A 19,420-nucleotide genomic window follows, 5' to 3' on the forward strand; every position below is an offset into this window, starting at 1 on the left:
ATGCGGATCAGGACTTGGGATCGTCGTCCTTCCAGGGAGCCGAGAGGTAGCGTGTGCGGTTGAACGTCTCCAGCCATTCCGGGCAGAACACCACCAGCGCACTGACGATCATGCCGTTGATAAACGCTTCGGGAAAAATGATCAGCCACAGATATCCGACAAAATCTTCCAGCCAGTACGGCATGGCAAAGCGCTCGTTGAACCATAACAACCAAAGCGCCAGCAGCAGGCATAGCAACGCCGACAGCGCGGCGGCAAAGAATCCGGATACGAAGATATACACGAAGGGATTTCGTGGCTGCGCCCGCTCCACCAGAATCGCGCAACACTCGGTGACCAGCACCGGCAGCGCAATCAACAGCGCGCCATTGACCCCGACCGCCGCCAGGTCCTGTCGCCCGAGCAACACCAGCCCCGTTTGCGCAACCAACCCGCCGACCAGCGCCAGCGGCCAGTCCAGCAGCAGGGTCACCGCTGTCATGCCGATGAAGTGGTAAGACACACCGGTATCAAAGTCGCGCCGCACCAGCCACAACAGAAACAGCGCAAACACCGTTCCAAACAGCAGATGCTGACGACGGCTGTCGGTGAACAGTTCAACCCACGGCGCGCGACAGATCGCCCAGATCAACACCGGCACATAGATCAGCCAGCCGACCGCCAGGGTTTGCGATGACAGCAACTCTGCACCGATCATGGCTACGCGCGTCTCCCAGGCGAAGAACAACAGACACTCAGTCTACACCGCCGCTCGCCGGCCCCTCGACTTCAAGCCCAATGCCGCGGATCGTTCATCACCGCGTCATGTTCGGCGAACAGCTTCGGTAGCTCTGACTTGAGAAAATCCACCCAGGTGCGGACCTTGGCATCGAGAAAGTGTCGCGAAGGATACAGCGCATACACATTGCGTTCGCGCAGGCGCCATGCAGGTAACACGCGCAGCAAAGTACCGTCGCTCAAGGGCCGCGTCGCGGTGTAGAACGGCAGCAGGCTGATGCCCATGCCCGCCTCCGAAGCCTTGACCATCGACTCGGCAACATTGCACTGAAAGGTCTTGGCCGGGCTGACGGCGTGCTCGCCGTGCTCGTCCTGGAACAGCCATTGATCGCTGTACAACGGGTCGAGCATGCGCAGGCATTGATGATCGCTCAGCGCCAGCGGTTGCTGCGGCACACCCCGGCGTTGCAAGTAAGCCGGGGAAGCACAAGGCACGCTGTAGATCTGCCCGATGGCTTGCGCAACCATTTGCGAGTCGGCCAGTTCGGGAGCGATCGAAATCACCACATCGTGCCCTTCCTCCAGCGGATCGGGATTGCGCTGCGACAAGGTCAGCTCGAACACCACATCGGGATAAAGCTCGCTGTAGCGGGCGATCAACGGCGTGAGCAGCACACCCAGGCCGTTCATACTGTGCACCCGCAGGCGTCCGGCCGGATTGATATGAGCGCCACGGGCCTCGGCCGTCGCCTCATCCATGGCTTCGACGATTTGCCGGCTGCGCAGCAGGAAGCGCTCGCCGGCGTCGGTCAGGCTCAAGCGCCGCGTGGTGCGTTGCAGCAGACGCGCCTGTACATGTTCCTCCAGATCCGCCACCAATCGGGATACCTGCGCGGTCGACAGATCCAGCGCATCGGCAGCCCCGGTGAAACTGGCGCAGTCCACCACCCGGATGAACACGCGCAAGTTGTTAAGCACATCCATAAGCCCCCCTCAGGCAATGACTGTTACGTTTTATGTAAGGCTGCATACACCGTTCGCCCCTTTATCCGTCGGTGGCAAAGACTAAAATTCAGACATCAGAACCGACACGGAGCACGCCAACATGAAAACGTTGATCAGCCTGTTGCTGACCGTCATCGCCACCTCGGCCATGGCCGCTGACAACGAGCCCCTCGCGGTCCTGTACAACCCGGCGCAGCCACTGGACATCGCCAGCGTGGTTTCTGTGTCGGACACCGCGACCGCGTGCGGAGTCGTACCGGCAACCATGGTGTATGTCGATCATCAGGGCCAGACCCACCGCGTGACCTACAACGTCATCGGTGATTGCACCAGCAACCTGTGATCAGTGGCTCACAGCAAGGTCCACGTGTAGCTGAGGATCAAGCGGTTCTCGTCGATATCACTGCGGTAGTTTGAACGCGCCATGGCATTGCGCACGCGAATGCCCAAACCTTTGAGGCTGCCGCTCTGCAGCACATAGCCAATGTCCAGGTCACGCTCGCGATCCTTGCCTTCAAAGCTCTTGCCAGTATCGACATTGTTGCCGCTGATGTAGCGCACGGTGCTGGTCAGCCCCGGTACGCCGAGCGCCGCGAAGTCGTAGTCGTAGCGCGCCTGCCAGGAACGCTCATCGGTGAAGGCGAACTCGTAGGTCGGCACTTCGTTGCCCAGTGGTGAGATATTGGCAAACACCCGTGGGAACGCACTGTCACCGAACATGCCCTGATAGCCGACGTAAAACGTATGGCCGCCACGCTTGGCCGACAGCAACGAGAAGAACGCCTGGTTGTCGATGTTGCCCAGCAGTTTTTTGCCGTCCTCGCGCGAATCGTAGTAACCGAGGTTGGCGCCGAGGATCCAGTCGCCCACCGGCTCGCTGTGCTTGAGGCCCAGGAAGCGCTGGTTATAGATGTCTTCCAGTTGCCCGTACCAGGCGCTGACCGAGCTGCGCTTGTCGTTGAAGACATAATCAGCGCCAGCAAAATTGAAACCGTCACTGCTGACCTGACGCTGCGGCACATGACCGAGCATGGCTTGCATCTTTTCGTCGCCAGACTCGTTGCGCAGGCTGGTTGAACTCAAGTGACCACCCTGTAGCGTCAGGCCATTGATCTCGTTGGAAGTGATGCTTGCGCCCTGATAACTCGGCGGCAACAGGCGAATATCGCTGAATGCCAACACCGGCAGATTGGGTTGCAGCTCACCGACTTTCAGCTCGGTTTTGGAGTAGCGCATCTTCAACGCGCCTTCCAGGCGACTGTAGTTATCCGCCGCGCGGCCGTCGCCCTGCACCGGCAGCAAACCGGTATTGGTCCGGTCCGGAGCGCTGTCGAGCTTGAGGCCGAGCAAGCCGATGACGTCCATCCCAAACCCGACGGTGCCCTGGGTGTATCCGGACTTCACGTTGAGGATGAAACCCTGGGCCCACTCTTCAGCCTTCGATTGCTGGTTGGCGCCAACGATGTCGGAATAGTCGCGGCTGAAGTAGTAATTGCGCGCCTGCAACGTCGCGGTGGTGTCTTCGACAAAGCCTTTTTCAGCGGCCATCACACCTGTGGAAAAACTCGAGACGACAGCCAGGGACAACGCCGAACCGGTTGTTGGGAGAATCTGTTTCATCGTTTTTCTCTTATTGTTATTGATCGACTGATTGAAGGACTTCAGTTGCAGTGGATTTGCGATGGGGAACGGAACGACGGGCGCTCAACAGCACATGGGTGACCATGCCGAAAATCAGCCCCCAGAACGCCGCGGACAAACCGAACAACGACATGCCCGAAGCCGTGACCAGAAAGGTCACCAGCGCGGCTTCACGATCGCTCGGCACCGCCATCGCGCCCGTTAACGCGCCGGCAATGGCGGCGAACAAGGCCAGCCCGGCCAGCGCCGCGATCAGCTCTTTGGGGAACGCGGAAAACAGCGAGACCAGCGTGGCGCCGAAGATCCCCAACAGCAGGTAACACAGGCCGCCGACCACCCCGGCCACGTAGCGTTTGCGAGGATCTTCGTGGGATTCTCGACCGGTGCAGATCGCCGCGGTGATTGCCGCCAGATTCAGTCCATGGCACCCAAACGGCGCCAGCAATGCCGTGCCCAGCGCGCTACTGGCGATGATCGGGCTCGTCGGCGTCGGATAACCGCTGGCGCGCAGCACCGCCATGCCGGGCACGAACTGACCGGTCAGCGCCACCATCACCAGCGGCAAGGCGATGTTCAGGATCGCGCCCAGGCTGAACTCGGGCGTAATCCACACCGGCGTAGCCAGGCCGATCACCAGCGCTTCACGATGCAAATCACCGCTGAACGCGGCGATCGAACACCCCACCAGCAGCACCATCATCACCGCATAACGCGGCATCACCCGCTTGCAGATCAGGTAGCAGGCAAACATCGCCAGGACCAGCAACGGCTTGTGCTGCATCGACACAAACAACCCGGTGCCGAAACTGAACAGGATCCCCGCCAGCATCGCCGCCGCGACGGCTGCGGGCAGCTTGCTGATGATCCGGTCGAAAGCGCCCGAGATGCCAACCGCGAAAATGATCAGGCTGCTGACCAGATAAGCCCCCACCGCCTCTGCCATGGAAATTTCCGGCAACAGCGTCACCAGCAACGCCGAACCTGGCGCCGACCAGGCGATGATCACCGGAACGCGGTAGCGCAGGCTCAAACCGATACCGAGCACGGCGCTGCCAATGGAGATCGCCCAGATCCAGGACGACAACACTTCCCGCGAAAGATGAGCCGCTTCTGCCGCCTGAAAGATGATCACCAACGGGCCGGCATAGGAAATCACCGTGGCAATGAATCCAGCCACGGCGGCTGACAACGAGAAGTCCTGGAAAAACGCTTTCATGATTCAGGCACCGGTCGCTGACAATGCTGGGTTGACGCCAGCAGCGCTGCGTCGGCTGCTGATGGCGAACACGGTCATGGCCAGGGCTGCCACCGCACCGGGCAAGGCAAACGCCATGAAGTTCAGTTGCAGGGGCAAGCTGATCCCGAGCAAGGCGCCGCCCAGCAGCGGACCGACGATGGCCCCGTTGCGCCCAATGCCCGACGCCCAGCCCAGACCGGTTGAACGAATCGTCATGGAATAAAACTGCGCGGCGCAGGCGTACAAAAGAATCTGCGAGCCAATGGTGGTGGCACCCGCAATGGCGATCAGCAGGTACAACACCGGCATCGGGCTGTTGAAACCCAACAGCGTGATCGACACCGCCGCCATGGCGAAAAACACCGCCAGCACTTTCGGCAGATTGAGTTTGTCGCCCAGCACCCCGCCACCGACCGCGCCGAAGATCGCCCCGAAGTTCAACACCAGCAGGAACGACAGGCTCGAGCCCAGGCTGTAACCGGCGTTGGCCATCAGTTTCGGCAACCAGGAACTCAGCGCGTACACCATCAACAGACAGCAGAAAAACGCCAGCCACAGCATCAGCGTGCGCAGCGCACGGCCTTCACGGAACAACTGCAACACCGGGGTGCCCGTGCCTTTCACTTCGGCCATGTGCAATTGATCGGACGTTTGCGCGACGTAGGCCGGATCAATCCGCTGAAGAATATTGCGCGCCTCTTCATTACGCCCCTGACGCAACATGAAGCCCACCGATTCGGGCAGGAAATACATGATCAGCGGCAACAACAGCAACGGCAGGACCGCCACGTAAAACACCGACTGCCAGCCGAAACTCGGGATCAGCACAATGCCCAGCCCGGCGGACAGCATGCCGCCCACCGAGTAACCGCTGAACATGATCGCGACCAGCGTGCTGCGGATTTTTTTCGGCGCGTACTCGTTCATCAGCGCCACGACGTTAGGCATCACGCCGCCAATACCGAGCCCGGCAATGAAGCGACAGAGGCCGAACTCGGTGGGATTTCGGGCAAAACCGTTGAGCACGGTGAAGCCACTGAAGAGCATCACACAGATCGTGATGGCCTTCTTGCGGCCGATCCTGTCCGACAGCGGTCCGAAGAACAGCGCGCCGAACATCATGCCGAACAGTGCATAGCTACCCAGTGCACCCGCTTGCAGAGGACTGAGCCCCCACTCTTTCATCAGCATCGGCAAGACCACGCCGTAGATCACCAGATCGTAACCGTCGAAGATGATGATCAGGGCACACCAGAACAGCACCATCCAGTGAAAGCGGTTGAAGCGAGCGTTGTCGATAACCTCATGTACGTCGATCTTGCGCATGGCATATATCTCTTGTTGTTGTTTTTTTAGAGCGGCGGTAACACGGCTTACGTCCGTACAGCCGAGGGTAGAGCCGCCCGATACGTGGCAATAGCCAGTGAGCGCAGATCACTATCCGTTTTGTGCAGGGCCCTGGAACGGGCATGGGAACGGAAGGCATTGAGCCTCTCCGACAAATTGTCTTCTTTGCGATCACATTTGAACGCTAAGCTTGGGCCTATGGATGACTCAGATTATTTACGCCTGCTGACCATCGCGGCCGAGCAAGCCAACGCATTTCTGTCCAATGCCCGCAAATGGGAGCGTGAGCGTTGGGTCTGCCAGCGCCTGCTGCAAGGCTTGAACATTCCCTATCGTGCCGATGAATTCGCCCCCGCCGGGGAGCCGCCGGATGTGTTGTTTCGCGATGCCAGTTTCGAGGTGTTCTTCGTGCTCGACGAGGGCCGGCGCCTCAACGATGAATGGCGCGACGAACTGCAACGCCGACGCAGCGCGTTTTCCCTGAGCCAACTGGTGCGCCGCGAGGCCAAGCCACGACGTATCCCCGCCAATGAGTTCTTGCTGCGATTGGCGCCGACTTTGCGCAAAAAAGCGCACAACTACAAAGAGCGCGGCATGGATCTGGGTGAGCTGGACATCATTGCCTTCGCCAGCCTCAAACGCGAAGTGCTGGACCTCAACAGCCATTTTCCGCCGCCGACCGAATACCTGCGACAGGGCTGGCGTTCGCTGTCATTGGTTGGGCCGACATTCGCCCGCGTGCTGTTCGCTCACCCGGATGCGCCGGACTTCTTGCGCAGCAACCTGGGGCGCAGCATTGTTTTTGATGTCGGGATCAGTCTGTGAGACTCGAGCCTTTCTCCGGTCAGCAGCTAAGCTGCGTTCACAGCTGAATATTTTCCCTGTAGCTTCTACACATTCAGCAACGTCTACCCCTGACGAGGCCCGATATGACCAGCCGCCTGAACCCCGACGACCAAAAGCATGTCGAAGAGTACCTGCAGTTGTCCCAGCACCAAGTCGAGCGCCGTCCTTTCCGGCCGTGGATGCTCCTTGTACTGGTGTTGGCAGTGACCATTGGTCTGGGCCTGTTGAGCCGACTTATCAGTTACCTGACGCTATGAGCTGCCTTGCGCTCGCTTGGGTAACGAAGACAAAGATTTCTTTTAGCCTTGCGAGATATCCCCATGACTCATCGTATTGTCATCGTTGGCGGCGGCGCCGGCGGTCTGGAGTTGGCTACCCGTCTGGGTAAGACTCTGGGCAAGCGCGGCACGGCCAGTGTGATGCTGGTCGACACGAACCTGACCCACATCTGGAAACCGTTGTTGCACGAAGTGGCGGCCGGTTCCCTGAACTCTTCCGAAGACGAACTCAACTATGTCGCCCAGGCCAAATGGAACCACTTCGAGTTCCAGCTGGGGCGCATGAGCGGGCTCGATCGCGCGAAGAAGAAAATCCAGCTGGCCGCCACCTATGACGAAGCCGGTGTGGAGCTGGTGCCGGCCCGCGAAGTGCCTTACGACTCGCTGGTGATCTCAGTCGGCAGTACCACCAACGATTTCGGCACCCAGGGCGCGGCGCAACACTGCCTGTTCCTCGACACCCGCAAACAGGCCGAGCGCTTCCACCAGCAACTGCTCAATCACTATTTGCGCGCTCACGCCGATCAGACCGACACGATCGAGCAAATCAGCGTGGCCATCGTCGGTGCCGGTGCCACCGGAGTCGAGCTGGCCGCCGAACTGCACAACGCCGCCCATGAATTGGCAGCCTATGGCCTGGACCGTATCAAACCGGAGAACATGCACATCACCCTGATCGAAGCCGGGCCACGGGTGCTGCCGGCGCTGCCAGAGCGGATTGGCGGACCTGTGCATAAAACCCTGGAGAAACTCGGGGTCAACGTCATGACCAATGCTGCGGTCAGCGAAGTGACGGCCGACAGCCTGATCACCGCCGACGGCAAAGTGATCAACGCTAGCCTGAAGGTCTGGGCGGCGGGGATTCGCGCACCGGGTTTCCTCAAGGACATCGATGGCCTGGAAACCAACCGCATCAATCAGCTGCAAGTGCTGCCGACCCTGCAGACCACCCGCGACGAGAACATCTTCGCCTTCGGTGACTGCGCCGCCTGCCCGCAACCGGGTAGCGACCGCAATGTGCCGCCACGTGCCCAGGCCGCGCACCAACAGGCTTCGTTGCTAGCCAAATCGCTGAAACTGCGCATCGAAGGCAAGGCACTGCCGGAGTACAAGTACACCGACTACGGCTCGCTGATCTCGCTGTCGCGTTTTTCGGCTGTGGGTAACTTGATGGGCAACCTCACCGGCAGCGTGATGCTCGAAGGCTGGCTGGCGCGGATGTTCTACGTGTCGCTGTACCGCATGCACCAGATGGCGCTGTACGGGCCGTTCCGCACGGCAATGCTGATGCTGGGCAGCAAGATCGGGCGCGGGACTGAGCCTCGCTTGAAGCTGCATTAAGATCCTCGGCGCCTGACAGGGCCTCTTCGCTGGCAAGCCAGCTCCTACAGGACCGCATCAATCTTGTAGGAGCTGGCTTGCCAGCGAAGCTTCTCGTGGCCCCCACAAAAAACCGAAACAAAAAAAATCCCCGTATCTTTCGATACGAGGATTTTTAATATGGTCGGGGTAAGGGGATTCGAACTCCTGACATCCTGCTCCCAAAGCAGGCGCGCTACCGGACTGCGCTATACCCCGGTAAAAAAAAGGCACCTTTGAAAGGCGCCTTCTTCGATCAGCGCTTTTGGCCTCTGATCTTAAGATTCGATTCCAGCGCTAACTGGTTTCAAAAATGGTGGGTCGTGTGGGATTCGAACCTACGACCAATTGGTTAAAAGCCAACTGCTCTACCAACTGAGCTAACGACCCAAAAATGGTCGGGGTAAGGGGATTCGAACTCCTGACATCCTGCTCCCAAAGCAGGCGCGCTACCGGACTGCGCTATACCCCGGTTTGAAATTGGCTCCGTGACCAGGACTCGAACCTGGGACCCAATGATTAACAGTCATTTGCTCTACCGACTGAGCTATCACGGAACTACACATTTCAATTTACAACTTTGAAGCTTTACTGCGTTCTCTTCGACCCGTTCGCATCGCTGCGTTCGTGTGTCTGAGGCGCGCTATTCTACAATCTTCAGCACCTCTGTCAACCCCCTAAATTGCTTTCAAGTTAATGATTTGCAACTTATTTTGGATTCCTGCTTGGGGAGCGGAAACCCTGGCGGGTGACTTACTGCGGGGCGCACTTTACAAGCCTTTTCCTTTGAGTTCAACAGCCTAACGAAAAAAAGGCCTCGTTATGCAAGGCCTTTTCCATTTTGCTGCCGTTATGGATCAGACGAAGACGATTTCGTCGTTTTCCACCACACCGTGAGCGGTATCGCCCGGCATGAATCGACCGGACAGGATCAGCTGCGCCAGCGGGTTCTCGATCCAGCGCTGGATCGCGCGCTTGAGCGGCCGTGCGCCGTACACCGGGTCGTAACCGACCGCGATCAGCTTGTCCATCGCCTCAGGGCTGAGCTCAAGCTTCAGCTCCCGCTCGGTCAGGCGGCTGCGCAGGCGACCCAACTGGATCTCGGTAATGCCGGCGATCTGATCCCGCGCCAATGGCTCGAAGATCACCACTTCATCGACCCGGTTGATGAACTCCGGCCGGAAGTGCGTGGAAATCGCATCCATCACCGCCGCGCGCTGCGCCTCACGGTCACCGACCAGTTCCTGGATTTGCACCGATCCCAGGTTGGACGTCATGACAATCACAGTGTTCTTGAAATCCACCGTGCGGCCATGGCTGTCGGTCAGACGACCGTCTTCGAGCACTTGCAGCAGGATGTTGAACACATCCGGGTGCGCCTTCTCGACTTCGTCCATGAGGATCACCGAATACGGCTTGCGACGCACCGCCTCGGTCAGGTAACCGCCCTCTTCATAACCGACGTAACCCGGTGGCGCGCCGATCAAGCGAGCCACGGAGTGCTTCTCCATGAACTCGGACATGTCGATCCGCACCATCGCCTCTTCCGTATCGAAGAGGAATTCAGCCAGCGCCTTGCACAGCTCGGTTTTACCGACACCGGTCGGGCCGAGGAACATGAACGAGCCGCTTGGCCGGTTCGGGTCGGACAACCCGGCGCGGGAACGCCGCACCGCGTTGGAAACCGCCACAACCGCTTCGTCCTGGCCGATCACACGCTGGTGCAACAGGCTTTCCATCTTCATCAGTTTTTCGCGCTCGCCTTCGAGCATCTTCGACACCGGGATACCGGTCCACTTCGAAACGACTTCGGCGATCTCTTCTTCAGTCACCTTGCTGCGCAGCAGCTGGTTTTCGGGTTTGCCATGCTGGTCGACCATTTGCAGGCTGCGTTCCAGGTCCGGGATCACCCCGTACTGCAATTCCGCCATGCGGTTCAGGTCGCCTTTGCGGCGGGCCGCTTCCAGCTCCTGACGGGACTGCTCGATTTTCTGCTGGATCTGCGCAGAACCCTGAACCTCGGCTTTTTCCGAGTTCCAGATTTCTTCGAGATCCGAGTACTCACGCTCATGACGAGCGATTTCTTCCTGCAATTTTTCCAGACGCTTCTTCGCCGCGTCGTCGCTTTCTTTCTTCAGTGCCTGGGATTCCACCTTCAGCTGAATCAGGCGACGCTCCAGACGGTCCAGCACTTCCGGCTTGGAGTCGATCTCCATGCGGATGCGGCTGGCGGCTTCATCGATCAGGTCGATGGCCTTGTCCGGCAACTGCCGGTCAGTGATGTAGCGATGGCTGAGCTTGGCCGCGGCAATGATCGCGCCGTCGGTAATCGCCACCTTGTGGTGAACCTCATAACGCTCCTTGAGGCCACGCAGGATGGCGATGGTGTCTTCTTCGCTCGGCTCGTCCACCAGCACTTTCTGGAAACGTCGCTCGAGAGCGGCGTCCTTCTCTATGTATTGGCGGTACTCGTTGAGCGTGGTGGCGCCCACGCAGTGCAGCTCACCACGGGCCAGGGCCGGCTTGAGCATGTTGCCCGCATCCATCGAGCCTTCGCCTTTACCGGCACCGACCATGGTATGCAGCTCGTCGATGAACAGAATGATCTGCCCTTCCTGCTTCGACAGTTCATTGAGCAATGCTTTGAGGCGCTCTTCGAACTCGCCGCGATACTTGGCACCAGCGATCAGCGCCCCCATGTCCAGGGACAGCAGGCGCTTACCCTTGAGGCCGTCCGGCACTTCGCCGTTGATGATGCGCTGGGCCAGGCCTTCGGCGATGGCGGTCTTACCCACGCCAGGCTCACCGATCAGCACCGGGTTGTTCTTGGTCCGACGTTGCAGCACCTGGATGGTCCGGCGAATTTCATCGTCACGGCCGATCACCGGATCGAGTTTGCCGTCTTCGGCGCGCTTGGTCAGGTCGACGGTGTATTTATCCAGGGCCTGGCGCGCCTCTTCGTGGTTCGGGTCGTTGACCGCCTCGCCACCACGCAGGTTGTTGATTGCGTTCTCCAGGGCTTTCTTGCTCACACCCTGACCGAGCAACAGTTTTCCGAGCTTGCTGTTCTCGTCCATGGCGGCGAGCAGCACCAGTTCGCTGGAGATGAACTGGTCGCCCTTCTGCTGGGCCAGACGATCGGCCTGATTGAGCAGGCGCGCCAGATCCTGCGACATGTTCACGTCGCCGGTCGGGTTCTGGATTTTCGGTAGCTGGTCGAGCTCTTTGGTCAACTCTTTACGCAGGCTGTTGACGTCGAAGCCCACCTGCATCAGCAGGGGTTTGATCGAGCCGCCCTGCTGTTCGAGCAAGGCTTGCATCAAGTGCGCCGGTTCAATGGCCGGATGATCGTGGCCGACAGCCAGGGATTGGGCATCGGACAACGCTAACTGCAATTTGCTGGTTAAACGGTCTATACGCATGGGTCACCTTCCTTTTGAGCAGGCCGGACCTATAAAACATCCTGAATGAAGAAACCTGCCAGATAGCACAATAGATGTGGTCGATTCTGGGAGTTTCAAGCGTCGTGACGTTGATGCAGGTCAGGCAAGTCTAGCGTTCGAGCCAGATCAAGGAAGCAAATCGACCGGTACGAGGATTTCGCCGGTAAGAGAAGAAGCGCGGATCGGTTACTGTGCAGAATCCGCCACCATAGACTGCGGTGACACCGCGAACCGCCAGACGCAAGCGGGCCAGCATATAGATGTCGGCCATGAACTTGCCGGCGTTTACGCTTGGCACAAAAGCCTCAGCCGCTTGCGGCAACTGTGTCACGAAGGTTTCGCGTACCTCCGGGCCAACCTCAAAGGCTTTCGGACCAATGGCCGGACCCAGCCACACCAACACATCGGCAGGAGGTACAGCCAGACTGTCGAGCGTGGCTTCCAGCACACCCGCCGCCAACCCGCGCCAACCGGCATGAGCCGCTGCGACTCGAGTGCCGGCGCGGTCGCAAAACAATGCTGGCAGGCAGTCAGCAGTCATCGCCGCACAGGCGATACCGGGTGTCGACGTCCAACTGGCATCGGCAGTGTCCACCCGGCCCGGATCGGCATGGGCCACGACGATGCCGTGGACCTGCTGCAGCCAGGCCGGTTGCATGGAGAAATGATCGGTAAGGCGACGGCGATTCTCGGCAACAGCTTCAGGGCTGTCGTCGACGTGATCGCCGAGGTTGAGGCTGTCGAACGGCGCCACACTGACGCCGCCCGCACGGGTGGTTACACAGGCTTTGACCCCGGCCGGCGCGGGCCAGTCAGGAATCAGCCAGTCACTCATCCGATGAACGCCTCGCGGTCTTGCTTGAGCAGGGTCAGCAGCCAGACGAAGTCTTCCGGCAACGGCGATTCCCAGCTCATGCGCTTACCGGTGGTCGGATGATCCAGTTCCAGGAAACGCGCATGCAGCGCCTGACGCGGGAAGTTTTTCAGGGATTCGACCATGGTTGGGTTGGCTGCCGGCGGAATACGGAAACGACCACCGTAGGCGGGATCTCCGACCAACGGGTAGTTGATGTGCGCCATGTGCACGCGAATCTGGTGCGTACGGCCGGTTTCCAGCTTCACCCGCACGTGGGTGTGGGAGCGGAAACGCTCTAGCACGCGGTAATGGCTGACGGCTTGCTTGCCACCTTCCATCACGGCCATGCGCTGGCGCTGCTGGCCGTGACGACCGATCGGCGCGTTGATCTTGCCGCCAGCGGTCACTACACCGATCACGATGCACTCGTAGATCCGGCTGACGCTACGGCTCTGCAACTGTGTCACCAACTGCGTCTGCGCTTGAATGGTCTTGGCCACCACCATCAGACCGGTGGTGTCCTTGTCCAGGCGATGCACGATACCGGCGCGGGGCACATTGATGATGTCCGGCACGTGGTGCAGCAAGGCGTTGAGCAGGGTGCCATCGGCATGACCGGCAGCCGGGTGTACCACCAGGCCCGCAGGCTTGTTGATCACCAGGATGTCGTCGTCTTCGTAGACGATGTCCAGGGCAATGTCTTGAGCGACCCATTCGCCCTGAGCTTCCTGCTCGGCAGTCAACTCAAGGATGGCGCCGCCATGGACGATGTCTCGCGGGCGGATAACCGCCCCATCCACAGTCAGGCGGCCGTCTTTGATCCAGGCGGAAAGGCGCGAGCGCGAGTGCTCAGCGAATAATTGTGCGGCGACTTGATCGAGGCGTTGGCCGCCCAATTCGGACGGCACCTCTGCGCGAAGTTCAATTTTATCGGACATGCTCAGACTAGGCGTCGGCACAGCCTTTGGTTTCGGCTGCGCGCTTGTGGTTAAATACGGCGTCTTTTGCCCCGAGGCTATTCAACGGGGCGTTCATCATAACAGGACGGCCACGCCCAAGACAGCGGCCGTCATAGGGACGCAAGCCGCCATGCAAGTGAAACACCTGCTGCTGATCGCCATCCTCGCATTGACCGCTGCTTGCTCATCGAAGGAAGTCGTAGACGAAAACCTCAGTGAAGTCGAGCTGTACCAACAGGCTCAAAACGACCTGGACAACAGTAGCTACACCAGTGCCATTGCCAAGCTGAAGGCTCTGGAATCGCGTTATCCGTTCGGTCGTTATGCCGATCAGGCGCAACTCGAACTCATCTACGCCAACTACAAGAACACCGAGCCAGAAGCGGCCAAGTCCGCTGCGGAGCGCTTCATTCGTCTGCACCCACAGCATCCGAACGTCGATTACGCCTACTACCTCAAGGGCCTGACTTCTTTCGACCAGGACGTCGGCCTGCTGGCGCGCTTCCTGCCGCTGGACATGACCAAGCGTGACCCGGGCGCCGCCCGCGACTCCTACAACGAGTTCGCCCAGCTGACCAGCCGCTTCCCGAACAGCCGCTACGCGCCAGACGCCAAGCAGCGCATGATTTATCTGCGCAACCTGCTGGCGGCCTACGAAATTCACGTGGCCGACTACTACCTGACCCGTCAGGCCTATGTCGCCGCCGCGAACCGCGGTCGTTACGTGGTGGAAAACTTCCAGGAAACCCCTTCGGTCGGCGACGGCCTGGCGGTGATGACCGAAGCCTACCAGCGCCTGCATCTGGACGAACTGGCTGCCACCAGCCTGGAAACCCTGAAGCTCAACTACCCGAACCACCCGACGCTGGTGGACGGTCAGTTCGTGCCGACCGTGGCCGAAGCCGACAACCGTTCCTGGCTGAGCAAGGCGACCCTGGGCCTGATCGAGTCTCGTCCACCGCTGCCACCGGGCGAAACCCGCGCCAACCAGGACGTGCAGAGGCAGTTCCAGGACGCCAAGGACGCGATCCCGAGCGAGCTCAAACCTAAAGACGACAATGGCGAAGCGGTCGAAGAAGAAAATCACGAAGCGCAAGGCAACGACAGCGACCGTTCGTGGTTCAGCCACATGACATTCGGCGTGTTCGACTGACACCTTGGTGTGTGTAAAAAAGGGAGACTTTTTCAAGTCTCCCTTTTTTATTTCAGCGCTTTATTACACTGTGCGCCTGACAGGTCCTTGGCTAAACTGCCGGATCATCAGTCGAAAAGCAGCTCACCATGCTTCGTTTATTGTTCTGGATCGCCCTGATTGCCGCTGCAGTATGGTTCTGGCGCAAATTCAAGGGGCAGGCCTCCACCCCCAAGCCCCCTGCCGAACGGGAAGCGGCGCCAATGGTCCGTTGCGCCCATTGCGGCGTTCACCTGCCCCGTGACCGTGCGCTGAGCCTCGACCAGCAATGGTATTGCAGCCAGGCTCATCTCGAGCAAGACAAGGGCTCCAGAGGCCGCTGACACCTCACCCGAAATGGCGACCGATTGAGAACTATCGCGCGCCCCCAAGGAACTGAAAGGCATCGATCGACGTCTGACGCAGATTATTCAAGATCACTCTCTGCGAATGAACCGGGTAATCGAAAACGTCCTGCACCTGCAGCGCCGCGAGCAAATGTCGCCGCTACGGCTCGACCTGAAATCACTGGAAATACTCGATAATGAAGCCCCAGCCCGCCATATCAAAGGCCTGGGGCTTTATCTGTCCGGCCAGCCGGGCGAAAGCATTCTGTCCCGCCTAGACTTCAAAGCACGCCAGGAAGACGGCTGCTTTTGCATGACCTATGCTCACGGACGAACCCCACGTTGAACACGAGACCACGACAAAAAGTCTTGATCGTCGATGACGAACCAGACATTCGCGAACTCCTGGAAATCACCCTGGGAAGGATGAAACTGGAGACGTTCAACGCCCGCAACGTCGGCGAAGCGCAATCCCTGCTCAAACGCGAAACCTTCGATCTATGCCTGACCGACATGCAATTGCCGGACGGTACCGGCCTGGAGCTGGTGCAGCACATCCAGCAAAGCCACCCTCAGGTCCAGGTGGCAATGATCACTGCCTATGCCAGTCTCGAAACCGCGATCAATGTGCTCAAGGCCGGGGCATTCGACTTCCTGACCAAACCGGTGGACCTTACGCGCCTGCGTGAACTGGTCACCAGCGCCCTGCTGGTTCCTGCCCGCGGGGCTGGCATCAATCGATGTTTGTTGGGCGACTCATTACCCATGCGCAACCTGCGTAAACACATCACCAAACTGGCCAGCAGCCATGCGACGGTATACATCAGCGGAGAATCCGGCAGCGGCAAGGAGTTGGTCGCACGCCTGATCCACGATCAAAGCCCCCGCGCCAATCAGCCATTCATTGCGATCAACTGCGCGGCGATTCCTTCGGAACTGTTGGAGAGTGAGTTTTTCGGCCATCGCAAAGGTAGTTTCAGCGGCGCCATCGAAGACAAACCCGGCCTGTTCCAGACAGCTCACGGCGGCACGCTGCTCCTCGACGAAGTGGCTGACCTGCCGCTGACAATGCAAGTCAAACTGCTGCGCGCGATTCAGGAGAAAGCCGTACGCAGCGTCGGCGGGCAGCAGGAAGTGGCGGTGGATGTGCGCATTCTCTGCGCCACGCACAAGGACCTTGGCGCCGAAGTTGCCGCCGGACGATTTCGTCATGATCTTTACTACCGCTTGAACGTGATCGAACTCCCGGTGCCGCCCTTGCGCGAGCGTCGCGATGACATCGAAATGCTGGCCAGCCACATACTCAAGCGCCTGGCCGCCGATACCGGTCAACCTGCTGCGAGACTCCACCCCCAGGCCCTCGATGCGCTGAAAAGCTATCGCTTCCCGGGCAATGTGCGGGAACTGGAAAACATGCTCGAACGGGCGCACACCTTGTGTGAGAACAAACAGATCGAAGCCGGCGACCTGCGCCTGGCTGAAGGCAACTGTGGGGCTGAAGGTGGCGTGCCGGACCTGACCCGGATCGACAATCTGGAAACCTACCTCGAAAACGTCGAACGCCAATTGCTGCTCCAGGCCCTGGAGGAAACCCGCTGGAACCGCACGGCGGCGGCTCAGCGGTTGAACCTGTCATTCAGGTCGATGCGTTACAGGCTCAAGAAGTTGGGATTGGATTGATGCTTTAAAAAGATCGCAGCCTGCGGCAGCTCCTACCTGGGAGCGTACATTCTGCAGGAGCTGCCGCAGGCTGCGATCTTTTGTGCTTGCTTCAAAGTCTTCCGGCAGGCGCATAAGGCGCCGGATCGATAATCGGCGCCCGGCCCAGCATCACATCGGCAAACAGCTGGCATGACGCCGGAGCCAACACCAGCCCGTTACGGTAATGCCCGCAGTTGAGCCAGAGCCCGTCAAACCCCGGCACCGGGCCGATATAAGGAATGCCCTCGGGTGATCCCGGGCGCAATCCGGCCCAATGCCCCACCACTTCAGCATCGACCAGCGCCGGGATCAATTCCACCGCGGACGCCTTCAGGCTTTCCAGTGCCGACCCGGTCGGCGTCTTGTCAAAGCCTTCATGCTCCAGCGTGCTGCCGATCAGTATGTGCCCGTCGCGCCGGGGAATCGCATAACGGCCCTTGGCCAGGACCATGCTCGGCAGGAAATCCGCCGCACACTTGTAGAGAATCATCTGCCCTTTCACCGGCTCGACCGGCAGCGTCAGATCAAGAAGCTTGAGCAAATCACCGCTCCAGGCCCCCGCCGTCAGGACGACTTGATCGCCCAGGACAGTACCAGTGGAGGTCTGTACGCCGACCACTTTATTGCCGTCACGAACAAACCCGCTGACTTCGCACTGCTCATGAATCGTCACGTTCGGCAGCGCCAGCAACGCGGCCTTGAGTGACTTCACCAGACGCGGATTACGCACGTTGGCGACGTTGGCCATGTAGATCGCCCGGGAAAAACCGCTGCCCAGCACCGGCACGGCGTCATGGGCCGCCAAAATATCCACCGCACTCAACGGACGATTTTCCCGGGCGGCCCATGCCAGCGCTTCAGCCTCGTCATCCAGATCCAGCCAGTACAGACCAGTGGTGTGCACTTCAGGATCAACACCGGTGGCGGCAAACAAGCGCTCGCCCAGTTGCGGGTAGAAGTCCTGGGACCAGTGAGCCAACGCGGTGACCGCTGGGCTGTAGCGCCACGGGTAAAGCGGCGAAACGATGCCGCCACCCGCCCAGGACGATTCCTGGCCGACGCTCGAGCGATCCAGCAGCACAACGCTTTGCACTTCGGAGGCGAGATTGAAGGCCGTCAGCAAACCAATCACCCCACCGCCGACAATCACCACTTGCTGTTGCCTGGTCATGTTCTGATCCAATCGTTAAATAGACAGAGAGTGCAAAGGCACCCGAAAAAACTCAGCGCCCCCAGCAGTCTTTGCTGGTCAGACCGGATTTTGCGTTGACCATGCCGAGGACCCCGGTATTGGTGATGGTCAGATCACCACACTTGTCAGTGGCCATGCTCGAGTCAGCCTTGCGCACCGCCGTCAACAGGAAGGTCTGGTCGGTCAGGGTCGGTGTGATGGCATAGTAATCATTGCCGGCACTGAGGCCCGTCGCATCGGTGTAGGCATTTTTTTGCGAGTAGAAGCGCTCCAGCAGCTGCGCCTGCTCCGAGAGCAGACCGGCCACTTCTGCGCGACGGCCCTTGTTCAGGTATTCGGTGAAACTCGGGGCAGCAATGGTCATGACAATCCCGATGATCGCAATCACGATCATGATTTCGATCAGGGTAAAACCGCGGTTGGAACTACGCATGCCTCAACTCTCACTTACTGTATTTGTCGCCACATGATGCGACGGCTGCCGCCGGATTTTTCCATCCCCGCAGTACCGTCGCCAGTGGAATCGTTCACGGCCCCGTCCTGGGTCGAATGCTCGCCGATAAAGATCACGCCATCGGATAGTGTGTCGCTGTTGTCGACCACTCCATCGGCGTTGCTGTCGAGCATCTTAACGCTGATCGCCTCCGGCAGCTTCAGGCAGACGGCTTTCAACCCCTGATTGCTGTGGTAAAAACCGTACCAGTTGCCATTGGCCAGACAGGTTGGCCGGTTCAGCGCTGGCGAATCCGCTGACGTGGCAGCGTGCGCCGACATCGACAGGTCAAGCGCGACTACGACATAGATCAGTTGTGACCATAACCTGACAGGTCGCTCAGTACTTCGCATAGATGCTCTCCACCACACTGCGCGAATGCCCTGCGATGCCGACCGCCGTTACCCGATACAAGGTCGCCGGGGTATTGATGGGCACATTCACCGCATTTCGGCTGACACCGATATTTTGCACGCCATAAAAGCCCTTGCCCGATGCAACCCAGGTCACGCCTGAAGAGGCGTTGAAACCGGCAGCAGTAATAGTCGAAGACTCGGACGGTGGTGCGCATTGAACGATGCCGCTACAAACAGGTAACGCATAACTGTCCCGCCGCACGGCACTCTCGCCCACCCGCAATGCGGCTTCGGCACTCTGGAACGACTGATTGCGCAAGGCGATGCCACCGGCCATTTTTTCCTGCAGGGTAGCGCTCTGCATCGATGAAAGACCAATCAACGTCAGCAAGAGCAGGAACACCAGACTGACCAACAGTGCCATGCCGCGCTGGGTATCACACGTCATGGGAGACCGACTCATTGGCACCCT

19 protein-coding genes, 4 tRNA genes and 1 pseudogene are annotated in these 19,420 nt (G+C 59.4%); 8 read left to right on the top strand and 16 right to left on the bottom strand.

Annotated elements, in window-relative coordinates; translation table 11 throughout:
* Positions 1-7 precede the first annotated feature (7 nt).
* The gene (locus AC1D19_RS22875; RefSeq protein ID WP_477753717.1) at positions 8-697 is read right to left on the bottom strand and encodes an energy-coupling factor ABC transporter permease; all 690 of its coding nucleotides are present in this window, start codon (positions 695-697) and stop codon (positions 8-10) included.
* Between the two features lie 71 nt (positions 698-768).
* Positions 769-1,701 (bottom strand): LysR family transcriptional regulator, encoded by a 933-nt coding sequence (locus tag AC1D19_RS22880; protein ID WP_477764635.1) that lies wholly within the window; start codon positions 1,699-1,701, stop codon positions 769-771.
* 121 nt (positions 1,702-1,822) lie between these two features.
* On the opposite strand from AC1D19_RS22880, the gene AC1D19_RS22885 reads away from it, so the two are divergent.
* Complete coding sequence (locus tag AC1D19_RS22885; protein ID WP_477764636.1) at positions 1,823-2,065, top strand: DUF2790 domain-containing protein; 243 nt, start codon at positions 1,823-1,825, stop codon at positions 2,063-2,065.
* Positions 2,066-2,073: 8 nt separating this feature from the next.
* On the opposite strand, the gene AC1D19_RS22890 is transcribed toward AC1D19_RS22885, so the two are convergent.
* From AC1D19_RS22890 to AC1D19_RS22900, 3 genes are read right to left on the bottom strand one after another with little or no spacing between them, the layout of a single operon-like run.
* Positions 2,074-3,342, bottom strand: a complete 1,269-nt coding sequence (locus AC1D19_RS22890; RefSeq protein WP_477764637.1) for an OprD family porin — start codon at positions 3,340-3,342, stop codon at positions 2,074-2,076.
* 16 nt (positions 3,343-3,358) lie between these two features.
* Complete coding sequence (locus AC1D19_RS22895) at positions 3,359-4,579, bottom strand: benzoate/H(+) symporter BenE family transporter (RefSeq protein WP_477764638.1); 1,221 nt, start codon at positions 4,577-4,579, stop codon at positions 3,359-3,361.
* A gap of 3 nt (positions 4,580-4,582) precedes the next feature.
* Positions 4,583-5,926, bottom strand: coding sequence for an aromatic acid/H+ symport family MFS transporter (locus tag AC1D19_RS22900; RefSeq protein ID WP_095057148.1), 1,344 nt, complete (start codon positions 5,924-5,926; stop codon positions 4,583-4,585).
* Between the two features lie 219 nt (positions 5,927-6,145).
* Between AC1D19_RS22900 and AC1D19_RS22905 the strand changes: the two genes are divergently transcribed.
* From AC1D19_RS22905 to AC1D19_RS22915, 3 genes are all read left to right on the top strand, one after another.
* Positions 6,146-6,772 carry a DUF1780 domain-containing protein gene (locus AC1D19_RS22905; RefSeq protein WP_007970534.1) on the top strand — a complete coding sequence of 209 codons (627 nt, stop codon included), beginning with the start codon at positions 6,146-6,148 and terminating at the stop codon, positions 6,770-6,772.
* A gap of 104 nt (positions 6,773-6,876) precedes the next feature.
* Entirely contained in the window at positions 6,877-7,050 is a 174-nt protein-coding gene (locus AC1D19_RS22910) for a DUF3094 domain-containing protein (protein ID WP_007970531.1), read from the top strand.
* A 63-nt stretch (positions 7,051-7,113) separates the two neighbouring features.
* Positions 7,114-8,412 (top strand): NAD(P)/FAD-dependent oxidoreductase, encoded by a 1,299-nt coding sequence (locus tag AC1D19_RS22915; RefSeq protein WP_477764639.1) that lies wholly within the window; start codon positions 7,114-7,116, stop codon positions 8,410-8,412.
* A gap of 160 nt (positions 8,413-8,572) precedes the next feature.
* Here the strand turns inward: AC1D19_RS22915 and AC1D19_RS22920 are convergent.
* The 7 genes from AC1D19_RS22920 to rluD all read right to left on the bottom strand — a co-directional run bounded on the left by AC1D19_RS22920 (position 8,573) and on the right by rluD (position 13,667).
* Positions 8,573-8,649: transfer RNA gene (locus tag AC1D19_RS22920), tRNA-Pro, on the bottom strand.
* 95 nt (positions 8,650-8,744) lie between these two features.
* Positions 8,745-8,820 (bottom strand) — tRNA-Lys (locus tag AC1D19_RS22925).
* 5 nt (positions 8,821-8,825) lie between these two features.
* A tRNA-Pro gene (locus tag AC1D19_RS22930) sits at positions 8,826-8,902 on the bottom strand.
* Positions 8,903-8,911: 9 nt separating this feature from the next.
* A tRNA-Asn gene (locus AC1D19_RS22935) sits at positions 8,912-8,987 on the bottom strand.
* Positions 8,988-9,287: 300 nt separating this feature from the next.
* The gene (gene clpB, locus AC1D19_RS22940) at positions 9,288-11,852 is read right to left on the bottom strand and encodes an ATP-dependent chaperone ClpB (RefSeq protein ID WP_223463680.1); all 2,565 of its coding nucleotides are present in this window, start codon (positions 11,850-11,852) and stop codon (positions 9,288-9,290) included.
* Between the two features lie 130 nt (positions 11,853-11,982).
* Positions 11,983-12,708, bottom strand: a complete 726-nt coding sequence (gene pgeF, locus AC1D19_RS22945; protein ID WP_477753701.1) for a peptidoglycan editing factor PgeF — start codon at positions 12,706-12,708, stop codon at positions 11,983-11,985.
* Positions 12,705-13,667: a 23S rRNA pseudouridine(1911/1915/1917) synthase RluD gene (gene rluD / locus AC1D19_RS22950; RefSeq protein WP_007990414.1), complete on the bottom strand. Its 963-nt coding sequence runs from the start codon at positions 13,665-13,667 to the stop codon at positions 12,705-12,707. The genes pgeF and rluD overlap by 4 nt, the downstream gene beginning before the upstream one ends.
* Before the next feature lie 151 nt (positions 13,668-13,818).
* Between rluD and AC1D19_RS22955 the strand changes: the two genes are divergently transcribed.
* The 4 genes and pseudogenes from AC1D19_RS22955 to AC1D19_RS22970 all read left to right on the top strand — a co-directional run bounded on the left by AC1D19_RS22955 (position 13,819) and on the right by AC1D19_RS22970 (position 16,886).
* Positions 13,819-14,841, top strand: coding sequence for an outer membrane protein assembly factor BamD (locus tag AC1D19_RS22955; RefSeq protein ID WP_477753702.1), 1,023 nt, complete (start codon positions 13,819-13,821; stop codon positions 14,839-14,841).
* A gap of 128 nt (positions 14,842-14,969) precedes the next feature.
* Entirely contained in the window at positions 14,970-15,203 is a 234-nt protein-coding gene (locus tag AC1D19_RS22960) for a PP0621 family protein (RefSeq protein ID WP_223454819.1), read from the top strand.
* Between the two features lie 28 nt (positions 15,204-15,231).
* Positions 15,232-15,552 (top strand): annotated as a pseudogene (locus AC1D19_RS22965) (hypothetical protein); the annotation flags it as partial.
* Entirely contained in the window at positions 15,549-16,886 is a 1,338-nt protein-coding gene (locus AC1D19_RS22970; protein WP_477764640.1) for a sigma-54-dependent transcriptional regulator, read from the top strand. The pseudogene AC1D19_RS22965 and the gene AC1D19_RS22970, both read left to right, overlap by 4 nt.
* A gap of 91 nt (positions 16,887-16,977) precedes the next feature.
* On the opposite strand, the gene thiO is transcribed toward AC1D19_RS22970, so the two are convergent.
* Genes thiO through AC1D19_RS22990 form a run of 4 tightly spaced genes read right to left on the bottom strand, consistent with a single transcriptional unit; the run spans position 16,978 to position 19,411 of the window.
* Positions 16,978-18,078, bottom strand: a complete 1,101-nt coding sequence (gene thiO / locus AC1D19_RS22975; RefSeq protein WP_477764641.1) for a glycine oxidase ThiO — start codon at positions 18,076-18,078, stop codon at positions 16,978-16,980.
* A 52-nt stretch (positions 18,079-18,130) separates the two neighbouring features.
* Positions 18,131-18,532 (bottom strand): type IV pilin protein, encoded by a 402-nt coding sequence (locus tag AC1D19_RS22980; RefSeq protein WP_414875864.1) that lies wholly within the window; start codon positions 18,530-18,532, stop codon positions 18,131-18,133.
* A gap of 14 nt (positions 18,533-18,546) precedes the next feature.
* Positions 18,547-18,945 (bottom strand): hypothetical protein, encoded by a 399-nt coding sequence (locus AC1D19_RS22985; RefSeq protein ID WP_477764642.1) that lies wholly within the window; start codon positions 18,943-18,945, stop codon positions 18,547-18,549.
* Complete coding sequence (locus AC1D19_RS22990; protein WP_477764643.1) at positions 18,932-19,411, bottom strand: pilus assembly PilX family protein; 480 nt, start codon at positions 19,409-19,411, stop codon at positions 18,932-18,934. Before AC1D19_RS22990 ends, AC1D19_RS22985 begins: the two co-directional genes overlap by 14 nt.
* Positions 19,412-19,420 lie beyond the last annotated feature (9 nt).

Source organism: Pseudomonas sp. P1_C12 (assembly GCF_056406435.1).

Coding starts and splice junctions, on each gene's coding strand:
- AC1D19_RS22875 (WP_477753717.1), bottom strand. CDS start 697: ATGATCGGTGCAGAGTTGCTGTCATCGCAAACCCTGGCGGTCGGCTGG.
- AC1D19_RS22880 (WP_477764635.1), bottom strand. CDS start 1,701: ATGGATGTGCTTAACAACTTGCGCGTGTTCATCCGGGTGGTGGACTGC.
- AC1D19_RS22885 (WP_477764636.1), top strand. CDS start 1,823: ATGAAAACGTTGATCAGCCTGTTGCTGACCGTCATCGCCACCTCGGCC.
- AC1D19_RS22890 (WP_477764637.1), bottom strand. CDS start 3,342: ATGAAACAGATTCTCCCAACAACCGGTTCGGCGTTGTCCCTGGCTGTC.
- AC1D19_RS22895 (WP_477764638.1), bottom strand. CDS start 4,579: ATGAAAGCGTTTTTCCAGGACTTCTCGTTGTCAGCCGCCGTGGCTGGA.
- AC1D19_RS22900 (WP_095057148.1), bottom strand. CDS start 5,926: ATGCGCAAGATCGACGTACATGAGGTTATCGACAACGCTCGCTTCAAC.
- AC1D19_RS22905 (WP_007970534.1), top strand. CDS start 6,146: ATGGATGACTCAGATTATTTACGCCTGCTGACCATCGCGGCCGAGCAA.
- AC1D19_RS22910 (WP_007970531.1), top strand. CDS start 6,877: ATGACCAGCCGCCTGAACCCCGACGACCAAAAGCATGTCGAAGAGTAC.
- AC1D19_RS22915 (WP_477764639.1), top strand. CDS start 7,114: ATGACTCATCGTATTGTCATCGTTGGCGGCGGCGCCGGCGGTCTGGAG.
- clpB (WP_223463680.1), bottom strand. CDS start 11,852: ATGCGTATAGACCGTTTAACCAGCAAATTGCAGTTAGCGTTGTCCGAT.
- pgeF (WP_477753701.1), bottom strand. CDS start 12,708: ATGAGTGACTGGCTGATTCCTGACTGGCCCGCGCCGGCCGGGGTCAAA.
- rluD (WP_007990414.1), bottom strand. CDS start 13,667: ATGTCCGATAAAATTGAACTTCGCGCAGAGGTGCCGTCCGAATTGGGC.
- AC1D19_RS22955 (WP_477753702.1), top strand. CDS start 13,819: ATGCAAGTGAAACACCTGCTGCTGATCGCCATCCTCGCATTGACCGCT.
- AC1D19_RS22960 (WP_223454819.1), top strand. CDS start 14,970: ATGCTTCGTTTATTGTTCTGGATCGCCCTGATTGCCGCTGCAGTATGG.
- thiO (WP_477764641.1), bottom strand. CDS start 18,078: ATGACCAGGCAACAGCAAGTGGTGATTGTCGGCGGTGGGGTGATTGGT.
- AC1D19_RS22980 (WP_414875864.1), bottom strand. CDS start 18,532: ATGCGTAGTTCCAACCGCGGTTTTACCCTGATCGAAATCATGATCGTG.
- AC1D19_RS22985 (WP_477764642.1), bottom strand. CDS start 18,945: ATGCGAAGTACTGAGCGACCTGTCAGGTTATGGTCACAACTGATCTAT.
- AC1D19_RS22990 (WP_477764643.1), bottom strand. CDS start 19,411: ATGAGTCGGTCTCCCATGACGTGTGATACCCAGCGCGGCATGGCACTG.